We start from the raw sequence: 13,547 nt of genomic DNA on the forward strand, positions 1-13,547 counted from the left end.
TGTCACGGTTCTGTCACCGGGATCGTCGCCAACTCATGCGTCTGGTGGGGCAACCATCCGGCCTGTTGGAACGTCCGTTCCGGTGGGATGAGGTCTGCGACACGCGTGGCCGCGTGCGCATTGTCACGCCGCCTCTGAGCGGACCGACTCCCTCTTGCCACAGTCCTCGGTGTTAGCTTGCTGAGCTGACAACACCTGAGTGACGTATGAGACCGAGAAGAAGTCGGAGCGGACCGGAGCCATGGGACGAGCGGAAGAAAGACGAGCGCGGCAGCGCGGCGGTCGCCGCGCGGCGCCCCAGCGCTCGTCCGGGAGCGAAGCGGGGGCGACGGCCGTCATAGCCCCGCCCGAGGGCGGCGGCCGGGCGGCCGCCAGAGCGGCGGCCAAGGGCGGCGGCAAGAAGAAGCAGCAGAAGAGCTTCCTGCGCCGCCTCTTCACCTGGAAGAAGATCCTCGGCACGTTCTTCGGCGTCTGCCTGCTCGGCATGGGTGCCTTCGTCGTGCTCTACATGTCGATCGACATTCCGAAGGGGAACCCGCAGGCGACCCAGGAGAGCAACGTCTACAAGTTCTCCGGTTCCAACGGCAAGGTCTTCGCCCGCACCGGCAACACCAACCGCGAGATCGTCGAACTCAAGGACATTCCCAGGCAGGTCCAGCTGGCCTTCGTCGCAGCCGAGAACAAGACTTTCTACGACGACCCCGGCGTCGACTTCAAGGGCATGGCGCGTGGTGTGATCAACACCCTCTCCGGCAAGGGCAAGCAGGGTGGCTCCACGATCACCCAGCAGTACGTCAAGAACTACTACCTGACGTCCGACCAGACGGTGACCCGTAAGCTCAACGAGCTGGTCATCTCGCTGAAGCTGGAGCGTGACGAGTCCAAGGACTACATCCTCGCGGGCTACATCAACACCAGCTACTACGGCCGGGGCGCCTGGGGCATCCAGGCCGCCGCCCAGGCGTACTACCGCAAGGACGCCAAGGACCTCGACGTCGAAGAGGGCGCCTACCTCGCCGCGCTGCTCCAGGCCCCCAGCCAGTACGACCTGGCCACCGCCACCCCCACGGGTCGGAAGCTGGTCACGAACCGCTGGAACTACGTGCTGGACAACATGGTCGAGATGCGGGACCTGACCAAGTTGACCGCCTCGGAGCGCAAGGGCATGAAGCTCCCCAAGCCGAAGCCGCCCCAGGCAGCCCCCGACATGGCGGGCCAGAACGGCTACCTCGTCGAGGCCGCCAACAACCAGCTGGCCAGGCAGCTCGTGGCCGACGGCACGGTGGAGGACTTCGAGGACGCCAAGACGAAGATCGAGGCGGGTGGCTGGACCGTCACGCTGAACATCAACGCCAAGAAGCAGGCCGCGCTGGAGAAGGCCGTCAAGCAGCGCCTCACCAGCAAGCTCGACCCGAAGAAGCGCAAGGTCGACAAGTACATCCAGGCCGGCGCCGTCTCGGTCGACCCGAAGACGGGCAAGGTCGTCGCCATGTACGGCGGCGTCGACTACGTGAAGCACTTCACGAACAACGCCATGCGCCGGGACTACCAGCCCGCCTCCACCTTCAAGCCGGTCATCCTCGCCGCGGCCGTCGACGAGGACGCCGAGACGCAGGACGGCGACCCGATCACCGCCAGCACGGTCTACGACGGTGACAGCAGGCACAAGGTGATGGACGACGGCACCGCGGTCGGCTTCAACCCGCCGAACGAGGACAACGTCGACTACGGCGACGTCACCGTCCAGACCGCCATGAACAAGTCCATCAACTCCGTCTTCGCGCAGATGGGCGTCGACGTGGGCATGGAGAAGGTCATGGAGGTCGCCGGGAAGCTCGGCATGGACACCGAGGGCATGGAGGCGGTCCCCGCCCAGACCCTGGGTTCCATGGGCGCCAGCCCCCTGGAGATGGCCGGCATCTACGCCACGCTCGACAACCACGGCAAGAAGGTCACCCCGACCATCATCGCCTCGGCCACGCACCGGGACGGCGAGGTCGAATTCCCCAGTCCGATCGGCGACCAGGTCATCAGCAAGCAGGCCGCCGACACGGTCACCTCGGTCCTCACCGGCGTGGTCGACGACGGCACGGCCAAGACCTCCGTCCGCGACAACCCGTCCCGCAACGGCCAGCAGGTCGCCGGCAAGACGGGTACCTCCGACGAGAACCGCTCCGCCTGGTTCACCGGCTACACCCCGAACCTCGTGACCTCCGTCGGCCTCTTCGGCGAGGACATGAGCAAGAACGGCAAGCACGTCTCGATGTACAACGCCGTCGGCGTCCCCCGGGTCAACGGCGGTGGCTTCCCCGCCCAGATCTGGGCCACGTACACCTTCGGTGTCATGGGCAAGCCCGCCAAGTTCGACCTGGACACCAAGCAAGGTGCCGCGGTCGCGCCCACCGCTTCGCCGACCCCCTCGCAGACCCCGAGCGAGACCCCGTCCGAGACGCCCTCCAGCGAGCCTTCGACGTCCGAGCCTCCTACGACCCCGGAGGAGACCCCGGAGACGACCCCGGAGACGACCCCGGAGGAGACGCCGTCGACGACGCCGGAGGAGACCCCGTCCGACGACGGCGGCATCGAGTTCCCGCCGGATCCCAAGGATCCACAGGTGGACGACTAGCGCACATGACAGGCGAAAGGGCGCCCGGTGAAAATCACCGGGCGCCCTTTCGTGTGTGCCCTCACGAGGCTCGTGTGTGCCTTCAAGAGGCGCGGGGCGCGGGGCCGCGGCCTGCGCGGCCGTGGAGCGCTCACGCGTGGTTCAGCTCGAACCACACGACCTTCCCCGCACTCAGCCGCGTGGCCCCCCACCGCTTCGCCAGCCGATTGACCAGGTAGAGCCCACGGCCCCCCTCGTCCGTCGCCCGGGCCTGCCGCAACCGGGGCAGCTGCGGCACGTCGTCGGTCACCTCGCACCGCAGCACGTCGGTGCGCAGCAACCGCAGGGTGACCGGCCGCGTCGCGTACCGCACCGCGTTCGTCACGACCTCGCTGATCAACAGCTCGACCGAGTCGGTCAACTCCTCCAGGCCCCAACGGGACAACGCGTGCCGGGCCAGCCGGCGCGCGCGCCCCGGAGCCATCTCCTCCGGCTCCAGGAACCAGTACGCGACATCGCTGGGAGCGATCCCATCGAACCGCGCGGCGAGCAGCGCGATGTCGCCGTCCCGGTCACCCGGACCGAGCATGTCGAGCACCTCGTCGCACAGCGCTTCCAACGGCGGCGGATGGTCCGGCCCGGTCAGCTGCGCGGTCGCGGCCAGCTTCTCCCGCAACTGCTCTATACCGGTCCACACGTCCCGGAGCCGGGACTCCACGAGCCCGTCGGTGTACAGCAGCAGCGTGCCACCGGCCGGCGCGTCCAGCTCCACCGCCTCGAAGTCCACGCCGCCCACACCGATCGGCGCACCCGGCGGCACCCGCAACACCTCGGCACGCCCGCCCAGATGCAGCAGCACCGGCGGCGGATGCCCCGCGTTGGCGATGGTGATCCTGTGCGAGACCGGGTCGTACACGGCGTACAGACAGGTCGCCATGCGATCCGTACCGAGCCGCTGGGCCTGCTCGTCGAGGTGGTGCAGCACCTCCTGCGGCGGCAGATCCAGCCCGGCCAGCGTCTGCGCGGTGGTCCGCAGCTGGCCCATGATCGCGGCAGAGGTCATCGAATGACCCATCACGTCACCCACGACCAGCGCGACCCGGCTCCCCGGCAGGGGAATCGCGTCGTACCAGTCACCGCCGACCCGCGCCGTCTCGGCGGCCGGCAGATACCGGTGCGCGAGCCGTACGCCGGTGCAGCGCGGCAGCGCCTCCGGGAGCATCGTGCGCTGCAGCTCGTCGGCGATGTACGCCTCGCGGCCGTACAGCACGGCCTTGTCGATGCCGAGCGCGCTGTGCGTGGCGAGCTGGGCGGCGACCAGCAGGTCGTCCTGCTCGAACGCCATCCGCTCCGGACGGCGCAGGAAGACCGCCGCGCCGATCACCCGCCGCCGGCCGCGCAGCGGGGCGAGGATCGCCCGCTGGCCGGTCGGCACCGTCAGCTCCGCGTCCGGGCCCAGCAGTTCGGGCAGCGCGTCGTGCGCGGCCGGCGCGTCCGCGAAGACCGGACGCACCCCCCGCAGCACCTCGGCGAGCGCCCCGCCGGGCCGTACCTCGCACTGCTCGGCCGTGACGACCGCCAGATCCACCGGCTGCTCCGGCTGGAGCGCGGACGGCATGAACCCGCCCTCGGTGTCCCGCTCCTCGGGGATCCGGTCCGTGCGGCGCAGGCGCAGCACCATGGGCCCGGTCGGCCGCTCGTCCCCGACCGGCAGCGGCTCGCGCAGATACACGAGGATCGCGTCCGAGAACGTCGGCACGGTGGCCCGGCACAGACCCATCACGATCTCGTCCAGGTCTATGCCCCGTGCGATCCGCCGGGTCGCGGCGCCGACGAACCGCAGCCGGTCGCCGTCGCGCCGCATGGGCATGGGGGCGCCCGGCGCCACTCCCTGCCCGCTGCGCCGCTCCAGAGCGCCGACGCTCCCGCCGGACCGTTCCGGCTCACCGTCGGGCTGCGCCGGGATCGTCTCCGGCGCGGGGCGCGGGCGGTGCGGGGGGTCGGGTTCGGCGGTCGCGGGCTGGGAGTGCTCGGAGACCGCCGGCTGGGCGTGCTCCGAGGGGGCCTGTCCGCCCTTCGCGCAGGGCGTCGCGGTGCCGGGCTCGGCCGACGCGTCACCCATGCGTGCCTGAGCGGGTAAAGCCGCGGCGGGCGTGGTGCGCATCGACTCCTGCGTACGCAGGAGCGCCCCGCGGGCATCCGTGGGGCCGGCGCCGCCCTGAGGGCGCTCATGGGAGGTGGGGTGCTCCGTCACGCGTGTCGAATCCATCCGTCCGGGACTGCGCGTTGTGTGCGCAGTGCGTCCCGCAAACCCGATACTTCGTCCCGCAGAAAGGCCGATACCCGGATTACGTGTCCTGGGAACGGAATTCCCGCGTGGTCAGAGGCAGTTCCTGTGCCACACACGGTACCGGCGGGCACGGCGAACGACAGTACAGCCCGTCCGCCTTGCCGTCTCCGGCTCGTCCCGGTGTAACCCTCGTACCCCTTGATCACGTCTTGCCGCCCCTCGGTGACGTACGGTCAAGCCCTGCCCGAACTGCGGGAGTTGCCCCTGTGAACTCTTGCGGAGGACGATCCTACGGTTGCGGACCCGGGGCGCATCAAGGGTCTCATGAGGACAAGTGCGCGGGCGTACGGTCCCAGTCGTCCGGGAGAGACGGTACTCCCCATGCCGGATTCGGGCGCCAGTGCTGCCAGCCGTCCGCGAACGGCGGGCCCCACGCGCGGATCGCCTCCACCGCGGACCGGCCCGCCTCCCGCACCCGCTCGGCCGCCGACGCGTCCATCAGGCCGTCCTGCTGGGCCTGCGCGAACTCGTCCTCGTCGAGCCAGGTCCAGGACCGGTCAGGGTAGACGCAGATGTCCAGGAAGTGGTCCTCGGAGTCCACACCGCCGCCCCAACGGGCCATTGGTGCCTCCAGGTTGACGTACCAGTTCTTGAAACGCCAACCCTGCTCCCAGAAAAGCCACACCGACCACGGCTCGCCCGGCCGCGCGAGCTTCAGCACCCCGGTGCCGGACCAGCGGCCGTGCCGCACGCCGCGCGGCTTCTTGTAACGCGACGCGAGCGGCTCGGAGTTCAGCGAGGTGCCGTCGGCCAGCACGGGCCGTACACACTCGGTGCCCGGCGCCAGCCACACGGCCAGCAACTCGGCGTCGTCGTGTACGACCGTGACGGGGCGCGCGATATGGAAGCGTTCGCCACCGTTCTCCCGGTAACGCCACAGGATCTGGCTCCCCGGCTCCCAGAACGCCGCCGACCCGCCCGCTTCCACTCGTCTCACCACTCCGTCGTCTCCCATGCGCAGATATTAGGTGTCATGCGCATATGACGCTGCGGTACCGCTCACGGTTCACGCCTCGGCGGGAATCGGTTACCCGCGCGACACCCACGACGGCCGGAACTCGCCGTACGGTCACGGCCGTGTCATCCGCAGGACATCCAGCGCCTCGTCGAGCTGTTCGAGGGTGAGGTCGCCGCGCTCCACGTACCCGCTCCGCAGGACGACCTCCCGGATGGTCCGCCGCTCGGCCAGCGCCTTCTTGGCGACCTTCGCGGCCTCCTCGTACCCGATGTACTTGTTGAGCGGGGTGACCACCGACGGCGAGGACTCCGCGTACTCGCGGGCCCGTTCCCGGTGGGCGACGATCCCGTCCACCGTCCGGTCGGCGAGCAGCCGCGAGACGTTGGCCAGCAGCCGGACGGACTCCAGGACGTTCTTGGCGATGACGGGCAGCATGACGTTCAGCTCGAAGTTGCCGGACGCGCCCGCCGTGGTGACCGTGACGTCGTTGCCCGTGACCTGCGCGGCGACCATGAGCACGGCCTCCGGGATCACCGGGTTGACCTTGCCGGGCATGATCGAGGACCCGGGCTGGAGGTCCGGCAGGGAGATCTCCGCGAGACCGGTCCTCGGCCCCGACGCCATCCACCGCAGATCATTGGCGATCTTGGTGAGGGACACGGCGATCGTACGGAGCTGTCCGGACGTCTCGACGAGCCCGTCCCGCGCCCCCTGCGCCTCGAAGTGGTCCCGCGCCTCGGTGAGCGGCAGCCCGGTGACCCGCGCGACCTCCGCGATGACGGCGGCGGAGAAGCCGGGGGGCGTGTTGATGCCGGTCCCCACGGCCGTGCCGCCCAGCGGGAGTTCGGCGAGCCGGGGGAGCGAGGCCGTGAGCCGCTCGACGCCGTACCGCACCTGGGCCGCGTACCCGCCGAACTCCTGGCCGAGAGTCACCGGTGTCGCGTCCATGAGGTGTGTACGACCGGACTTCACCACGTCGGAGAATTCCGCCGACTTGCGCTCCAGAGCGGCGGCCAGATGCTCCAGGGCCGGGATCAGATCCCGGGTGACGGCGGCGGTGGCGGCGATGTGGATCGAGGAGGGGAAGACGTCGTTGGACGACTGCGAGGCGTTCACATGGTCGTTCGGGTGCACGTCCCGGCCGAGCCGCTCGCTCGCCAGTGTGGCGATGACCTCGTTGGTGTTCATGTTCGACGAGGTGCCGGAACCGGTCTGGAACACGTCCACCGGGAAGTGCGCGTCCCAGCGGCCCTCGGCGACCTCCTCCGCCGCGTCGCGGACGGCCTCGGCGATGTCCTTGTCGAGCACGCCCAGTTCGGCGTTGACCGCCGCGGCGGCGCCCTTGATCCGGGCCAGGGCCTCGATGTGGGCGCGCTCGATGTGCTGCCCCGAGATCGGGAAGTTCTCGACCGCCCGCTGTGTCTGGGCCCGCCACTTGGCGTCCGCCGGCACGCGGACCTCACCCATGGAGTCGTGTTCGACGCGGTAGTCACTCATGCCCGGTACAGCGTCCGGACCGGGCCCTGTGTTCCCGGCCGTACCCCGTGAGGGTGAGCGCGAAATTCCGCACGCCGATGTCGGTGACGTGCAGTACGGTCACCGCGGTGAGCCGATCGTCGAACCTGATGTCGAATGAGATATCGAATGAAGTGTCGAAGAAGGAACGTGCATTGAGAAGCGCTGTCATACGCCGGTCCTGCGTGGCCGGTGTCGCCGCCCTGTCCCTGACCCTGCTCGCCGCGTGCTCGGACTCCGGCGGGAGCGGGGGAGAGGGCGACTCGGGCGGCAAGGCCCTCTCCGCCGCGGACCTGGAGAAGGTGGTCCTGAAGGACGGGGACGTGAAGGGCCACAAGGTCACCGAGCCCACCGGCTCGGTGGACCGGAAGGACATCGAGCCGGGCACCGACGCGTGCGCGCCCGTCGCGTACGCCATGCTCGGCTCCGTGGTCGACGAGCCGGCCGCGATCGTGCAGCGCGAGACGCAGAAGAAGATCGACCCCGCCGAGGCCGCCAAGAGCGGTGACGTCTCGGGCCTCGACGCCACCCGCACCCTGCTCCGCCTGACCTCCTACGACGGCTCGGCCGCCCAGAAGGTGATGAAGTCCCTCGCCGCCTCGGCCAAGAACTGCGCGGACGGCTTCGAGGTCACGGCCGACGGCACCTCCCAGCAGGTCACCGAGGTCACCACGGACCCCGCGCCCGAGGGGGCCGACGAGGCGATCGCCCTCACCTACCTCAGCGAGGCCGAGGGCACGAAGATCCCCATGAAGGTCGTCGTCTTCCGCGAGGGCGGCACCGTCGGCTACGTCACCGCCCTGAACCTGGCCTCGGCCGCGTCCGGCAAGGACTTCGAGTTCCCGGCGGAGGTCGTGGACGCGCAGGTGAAGAAGCTGGCGTAACCGTTCGACGAGGCCCGCGCACCGCCGCCCCGGCCCGTCCGGCGTCCGGGGAGGAGCCCAGAGGGACCCTCCAGCCCGTCCGGCGCTTGAGGACGGGCCCGTTCAGGGCCGAATGGGGGTGCGGGGGGCGGCACCCCCGGCGGGGTCGAAGAGGCGGCGCCCCTGGGAGGGGACGGATGGGGGGGCGGCGGGGGCGAGGAAAAGCGCCCCCACCCTCCCGCATCCGCTACGCCAGCCCCGGCCCCCGCACCGGAATGGTCGTGAACGTCGGCGCCGGTGCCGGGTCCTGGAAGAAGTCGTTGCCCTTGTCGTCGACGACGACGAACGCCGGGAAGTCCTCGACCTCGATCTTCCAGACGGCCTCCATGCCGAGCTCCTCGTACTCGACGACCTCGACCTTCTTGATGCAGTCCTGGGCGAGACGGGCGGCGGGACCGCCGATGGAGCCGAGGTAGAAGCCGCCGTGCGTGTCGCACGCGTCCGTGACCTGCTTGCTGCGGTTGCCCTTGGCCAGCATCACCTTGGAGCCGCCCGCCGCCTGGAACTGCTCGACGTAGGAGTCCATGCGGCCGGCCGTGGTCGGGCCGAAGGAACCGGACGCGTAGCCCTCCGGGGTCTTCGCGGGGCCGGCGTAGTACACCGGGTGGTCCTTCAGGTACTGCGGCATCCCCTCGCCGGCGTCGAGGCGTTCCTTGATCTTGGCGTGCGCGATGTCCCGCGCCACCACCAGCGGTCCGGAGAGCGACAGCCGCGTCTTCACCGGGTACTTGGTCAGCTCGGCGAGGATGTCGTCCATCGGCTGGTTGAGGTCGATCCGCACGACGTCCGACGACTCGTCCAGGTGCTCGTCCGTGGTCTCCGGCAGGAACCGCGCCGGGTCCGTCTCCAGCTGCTCCAGGAAGACACCCTCGGCGGTGATCTTCGCGACGGCCTGCCGGTCGGCCGAGCAGGACACGGCGATCGCGACGGGGCACGAGGCGCCGTGCCGCGGCAGCCGGACGACCCGCACGTCGTGGCAGAAGTACTTGCCGCCGAACTGCGCGCCGATCCCGATCTTCTGCGTCAGCTCGAAGACCTTCTCCTCCAGCTCCTTGTCCCGGAAGCCGTGCCCGAGCGGCGAGCCCTCGGCCGGGATCTCGTCCAGGTAGTGCGCGGAGGCGTACTTCGCGGTCTTCAGCGCGTACTCGGCGCTCGTACCGCCGACCACGATCGCGAGGTGGTACGGCGGGCACGCGGCCGTGCCCAGCGAACGGATCTTCTGCTCCAGGAACTTCATCATGGAGGCCTCGTTCAGGACGGCCTTCGTCTCCTGGTACAGGAACGACTTGTTGGCCGACCCGCCGCCCTTGGCCATGAACAGGAACTTGTAGGCGCCGCCGTCCGTGGCGTACAGCTCGATCTGCGCCGGCAGGTTCGACCCGGTGTTCTTCTCCTCCCACATGGTGAGCGGAGCCATCTGCGAGTAGCGCAGGTTCAGGTTCAGATAGGCGTCGTAGATGCCCTGGGACAGGGCCTTCTCGTCCCCGCCCTCGGTGAGCACGTTCTGCCCGCGCTTGCCCATGACGATCGCCGTACCGGTGTCCTGGCACATGGGAAGGACGCCCGCGGCCGCGATGTTCGCGTTCTTCAGCAGGTCCAGGGCGACGAACTTGTCGTTGCCCGACGCCTCGGGGTCGTCGATGATCCGGCGGAGCTGCGCGAGGTGCGCCGGCCGCAGATAGTGCTGGATGTCGTGGATGGCCTCGGCGGCCAGCTTGCGCAGCGCCTCCGGCTCCACCTTGAGGAACGTGCGCCCGTCGGCCTCGAAGGTGGAGACACCCTCGGAGGTCACCAGCCGGTACGGGGTGGTGTCCTCTCCCATGGGGAGCAGATCGGTGTACTCGAACTCAGGCATGTCGCCCATTCCTCACTCGGCACTCGGCACTCGGCTCTCGGCGCTCGACAAGACGGCGCGGCTGGCCTCCATCGGCAGCGCTCACCAGCGTAGAACCTGGCGCTGAGGCCGGGCTTGTGAGGTAAGGCTCAGTTCGCCGGCCCGGAGTTGTCCACAACCCTGGTCGCGATCTATCGCGAGTGGGTAATCTGCTGTCGTGGACCTTCAGAAGCGCCCCACCCAGGAACCGCCGTTGCCGTCTGCCGAGCTGCGCGCCTCCGACGCCGACCGCGACCGGATCGCCGACCTCCTGCGCGACGCCCTCGCCGAGGGCCGCCTCACCGCCGAGGAGCACTCGGAGCGGGTCGAGGGCGTGCTCGCCGCCAGGACGGTGGGTGAGCTGGACGTCTTCGTGCGGGACCTGCCGGCCGGTCAGGCGGCCCGCAGGGCGGCACCGGCGTATGTGCCGCCGGTCTCCTCCGTGCCCAACCGTCCGACGCCCGGCGCCATCCCGCTCGACCCCGACGACCGTCTGATGGCCGTCTTCAGTGCCTCGATGCGCAAGGGCCGCTTCCGGGCGGGCCGGCGCATCCACGCGTACGCGATATTCGGCAGCGTCGAGATAGACCTCAGCGAGGCGATATTCGAGCACCGGCAGGTGATGATCAAAGCCATCTCGGTCTTCGGCAGCGTCGAGGTCCGCGTCCCGGAGAACGTCTCGCTGCGCGGCAGCGGCGGCGGCATCCTCGGCAACTTCGAGGTGCACGCGCTCGATTCGGGCGAGACCGACGCCCCGGTGGTCTATGTGGACGGCCTCGCCGTCCTCGGGAACATCGAGGCGAGGCCGAAGCGGGGGAAGGTCATCGCCGACCTCCTCGGCCGGGTCTCCGACCATGTCGCCCGCAAGGTGGACGATCATTTGCGCAAACACCAGGACCGTTGACGGGTGTGAATTCGACCACGTCCGGACATGACCCGAGGGGTCCGGTCCGGTTGTGCTCGCGCGGTGCGGGCGGCGAATTCCAGCGGATCGGGACTCAGTGCATAGGCCCGCGCACAGCGGGTAGGCCTTGCTGCATCGTCTCTCGCTCGCGAAGCCGTCGTCAGGAGTAGACCGTGCTGCATCCGCCGCATTCGTCTCTGCAGGTCGCTGCTGTTCCGCCCCAGCGGGTGCCAGTGCGAGACCGGGATCAGGACGCCCCGTGGCACACGGAGGCCGTGTGCCGGCGCGACGAGGCCGGGCTGTTCTTCGCCCCCTCCAAGGAGCCCACCGCGTCCCGGCTCTCCCGCGAGGAAGCCGCCAAGCGCGTCTGTGCCCGCTGCCCCGTCATGGTCGAGTGCCGGGAACACGCACTCCTGCAACCAGAGCCCTACGGAGTCTGGGGCGGCCTGACAGCGGCCGAACGCCGGGTCGTCCTGGCCCGCAGGCGCCGCCGCGACCTGGAACTGAACAAGGCGGCACGCACGAACGGGGCGATAGCCGCGGCCGGTTGACGCCGGTTCGGACATGGCGAGGGCGCCCTCTCCGCACAAGAGGGCGCCCTCGCCATGTACGGCCGCGCCGCGTGGGCGCGACCGGCGGAGCTACTTGGCCTTCTCGAAGTCGATCGAGCTGTAGGCCCGCAGCTTGCTCAGCCGGTGCGTCGAATCGATCCGTCGCACCGTTCCCGACTTCGACCGCATCACGATCGAGTCGGTCGTCGCGGTCTCCGAGCGGTAGCGCACACCCCGCAGCAGCTCCCCGTCCGTGATGCCGGTCGCCACGAAGAACACGTTCTCCCCGGACACCAGGTCGTCGGTCGTCAGGACCCGGTCGAGGTCGTGGCCCGCGTCGATCGCCCGCTGCCGCTCCGCGTCGTCCTTCGGCCACAGCTTGCCCTGGATGGTGCCGCCGAGGCACTTCACCGCGCAGGCCGAGATGATGCCCTCGGGCGTGCCGCCGACCCCGAGCAGCAGATCGACACCGGTGCCCTCCCGCAGCGCCAGGATCGAGCCGGCGACATCCCCGTCGGAGATCAGCTTGATCCGTGCTCCGGCCTCGCGGATCTCCTTGATGATCCCTTCGTGCCGGGGCCGGTCGAGGATGACCACGGTCACGTCGTCCGGCGCGGACCGCTTGGCCTTGGCCACGCGACGGATGTTCACGGAGATCGGCGCGTCGATGTCGACGAAGTCGGCCGCCTCGGGCCCGGTGACCAGCTTGTCCATGTAGAAGACGGCCGAGGGGTCGAACATCGTGCCCCGGTCGGCGGCCGCGAGCACGGCGATCGCGTTGGTCATGCCCTTGGCCGTGAGCGTCGTGCCGTCGATCGGGTCGACGGCGATGTCGCACTCCGGGCCGGTGCCGTCACCGACGCGCTCGCCGTTGAAGAGCATCGGGGCCTCGTCCTTCTCGCCCTCCCCGATCACGACGACGCCGTTCATGGACACGGTGGAGACGAGGGTCCGCATGGCGCGCACGGCGGCGCCGTCCGCCCCGTTCTTGTCGCCGCGCCCGACCCAGCGGCCCGCAGCCATCGCGGCGGCCTCGGTCACCCGGACGAGTTCCAGGGCGAGGTTGCGGTCGGGGGCCTCGGAGGGCACTTCCAGTTCGGACGGCAGCTGATGATTCTCGGTCATCGGAGCGCACCTTTCTGATACGACGACGGCCGGATGAGGGTTCCGCCCGACTCTATCGTCAGTCCGACTAAATGAGCAGGGGCCCCCACGGATGAGCGGGCCGGTGCACCTGCGACGATGAGGACGTGGCAGGTACGAAAGGCAAGCAGACCGTTCGCGACATGGTCCTCTCCCTGGGGATCATTGTGCTGGCGGCATGGGTCATCTATCTCTTCATCCCGCACGACGAGACCGAGCAGGAGCCGAAGCGCGTCGACTACCGCGTCGAACTGCTGACGGCGCGTCGCGCGGCCTCCTACCCGGTGGTCGCGCCCGAGGGGCTGCCCAAGACCTGGAAGGCGACCTCCGTCCGCTTCCGGGGCGACGAGTCGGACCACTGGCACCTCGGCTTCCACGACCCCGACGGCCAGTACGTGGCGGTCGAGCAGTCCGCGGAGAAGCCGTCCCGGTTCGTCGCGGACGCCACCCAGGACGCGCGGAAGACCGGTACGACGCAGGAGATCGGCGACGAGACCTGGACCCGCTACGAGGGCGACCGCTACGACGCCCTCGTCCTGAGCGGCGAGGGCTCCACGACCGTGGTCACGGGCTCCGCGTCGTTCGACCGGCTGACGAAGATGGCCGAGGCGCTCAGGACCGGGTGACGGGCGCGGGTGGTGAACCCGCCGCGAACGTGACGAAGGGCCCCGGCGAGAACGCCGGGGCCCTTCGTGGTGTGCGACTGCGGGTGGTGCGTCGCTGCG

At 69.8% G+C, this 13,547-nt stretch carries 11 protein-coding genes; 5 read left to right on the forward strand and 6 right to left on the reverse strand.

What is annotated here, in order from left to right; genetic code table 11:
- Positions 1 to 241 precede the first annotated feature (241 nt).
- Positions 242 to 2,626, forward strand: coding sequence for a transglycosylase domain-containing protein (locus STRBO_RS0106330; protein ID WP_028796499.1), 2,385 nt, complete (start codon positions 242 to 244; stop codon positions 2,624 to 2,626).
- 130 nt (positions 2,627 to 2,756) lie between these two features.
- Here the strand turns inward: STRBO_RS0106330 and STRBO_RS0106335 are convergent, their stop codons facing one another.
- The 4 genes from STRBO_RS0106335 to STRBO_RS0106350 form a co-directional block, all read right to left on the reverse strand.
- Entirely contained in the window at positions 2,757 to 4,874 is a 2,118-nt protein-coding gene (locus STRBO_RS0106335; RefSeq protein WP_202499704.1) for an ATP-binding SpoIIE family protein phosphatase, read from the reverse strand.
- A 343-nt stretch (positions 4,875 to 5,217) separates the two neighbouring features.
- Positions 5,218 to 5,910, reverse strand: a complete 693-nt coding sequence (fomD, locus tag STRBO_RS0106340) for a cytidylyl-2-hydroxypropylphosphonate hydrolase (protein WP_005480715.1) — start codon at positions 5,908 to 5,910, stop codon at positions 5,218 to 5,220.
- A 114-nt stretch (positions 5,911 to 6,024) separates the two neighbouring features.
- Positions 6,025 to 7,410 (reverse strand): class II fumarate hydratase, encoded by a 1,386-nt coding sequence (locus STRBO_RS0106345; protein WP_005480713.1) that lies wholly within the window; start codon positions 7,408 to 7,410, stop codon positions 6,025 to 6,027.
- A complete protein-coding gene (locus tag STRBO_RS0106350; protein ID WP_020113940.1) occupies positions 7,403 to 7,600 on the reverse strand; it encodes a hypothetical protein in 198 nt (65 codons plus the stop codon). Before STRBO_RS0106350 ends, STRBO_RS0106345 begins: the two co-directional genes overlap by 8 nt.
- Here STRBO_RS0106350 and STRBO_RS0106355 point away from each other — a divergent pair.
- On the forward strand, positions 7,584 to 8,312 hold the full coding sequence (locus STRBO_RS0106355) for a hypothetical protein (RefSeq protein WP_028796501.1): 729 nt from the start codon (positions 7,584 to 7,586) through the stop codon (positions 8,310 to 8,312). The genes STRBO_RS0106350 and STRBO_RS0106355 overlap by 17 nt on opposite strands.
- Before the next feature lie 226 nt (positions 8,313 to 8,538).
- Here the strand turns inward: STRBO_RS0106355 and STRBO_RS0106360 are convergent, their stop codons facing one another.
- Positions 8,539 to 10,206 (reverse strand): fumarate hydratase, encoded by a 1,668-nt coding sequence (locus STRBO_RS0106360; RefSeq protein ID WP_020113941.1) that lies wholly within the window; start codon positions 10,204 to 10,206, stop codon positions 8,539 to 8,541.
- Positions 10,207 to 10,402: 196 nt separating this feature from the next.
- Between STRBO_RS0106360 and STRBO_RS0106365 the strand changes: the two genes are divergently transcribed.
- Together STRBO_RS0106365 and STRBO_RS39925 are read left to right on the forward strand one after the other, a co-directional pair.
- Entirely contained in the window at positions 10,403 to 11,128 is a 726-nt protein-coding gene (locus STRBO_RS0106365) for a DUF1707 SHOCT-like domain-containing protein (RefSeq protein ID WP_005480707.1), read from the forward strand.
- A 173-nt stretch (positions 11,129 to 11,301) separates the two neighbouring features.
- Entirely contained in the window at positions 11,302 to 11,679 is a 378-nt protein-coding gene (locus tag STRBO_RS39925) for a WhiB family transcriptional regulator (RefSeq protein WP_028796502.1), read from the forward strand.
- Between the two features lie 90 nt (positions 11,680 to 11,769).
- Here STRBO_RS39925 and glpX read toward each other — a convergent pair whose 3' ends face one another.
- Positions 11,770 to 12,804: a class II fructose-bisphosphatase gene (gene glpX, locus STRBO_RS0106375; protein WP_005480703.1), complete on the reverse strand. Its 1,035-nt coding sequence runs from the start codon at positions 12,802 to 12,804 to the stop codon at positions 11,770 to 11,772.
- 125 nt (positions 12,805 to 12,929) lie between these two features.
- Here glpX and STRBO_RS0106380 point away from each other — a divergent pair, with 125 nt between their 5' ends.
- A complete protein-coding gene (locus tag STRBO_RS0106380) occupies positions 12,930 to 13,448 on the forward strand; it encodes a DUF4245 domain-containing protein (protein WP_028796503.1) in 519 nt (172 codons plus the stop codon).
- Positions 13,449 to 13,547 lie beyond the last annotated feature (99 nt).

Origin of the sequence: Streptomyces bottropensis ATCC 25435 (assembly GCF_000383595.1) — a bacterium.
GTDB classification, from domain to species: Bacteria; Actinomycetota; Actinomycetes; order Streptomycetales; family Streptomycetaceae; genus Streptomyces; species Streptomyces bottropensis.

Coding starts and splice junctions, on each gene's coding strand:
- STRBO_RS0106360 (WP_020113941.1), bottom strand. CDS start 10,206: ATGCCTGAGTTCGAGTACACCGATCTGCTCCCCATGGGAGAGGACACC.
- STRBO_RS0106335 (WP_202499704.1), bottom strand. CDS start 4,874: ATGGATTCGACACGCGTGACGGAGCACCCCACCTCCCATGAGCGCCCT.
- STRBO_RS0106350 (WP_020113940.1), bottom strand. CDS start 7,600: ATGACAGCGCTTCTCAATGCACGTTCCTTCTTCGACACTTCATTCGAT.
- fomD (WP_005480715.1), bottom strand. CDS start 5,910: ATGGGAGACGACGGAGTGGTGAGACGAGTGGAAGCGGGCGGGTCGGCG.
- STRBO_RS0106330 (WP_028796499.1), top strand. CDS start 242: ATGGGACGAGCGGAAGAAAGACGAGCGCGGCAGCGCGGCGGTCGCCGC.
- glpX (WP_005480703.1), bottom strand. CDS start 12,804: ATGACCGAGAATCATCAGCTGCCGTCCGAACTGGAAGTGCCCTCCGAG.
- STRBO_RS0106345 (WP_005480713.1), bottom strand. CDS start 7,410: ATGAGTGACTACCGCGTCGAACACGACTCCATGGGTGAGGTCCGCGTG.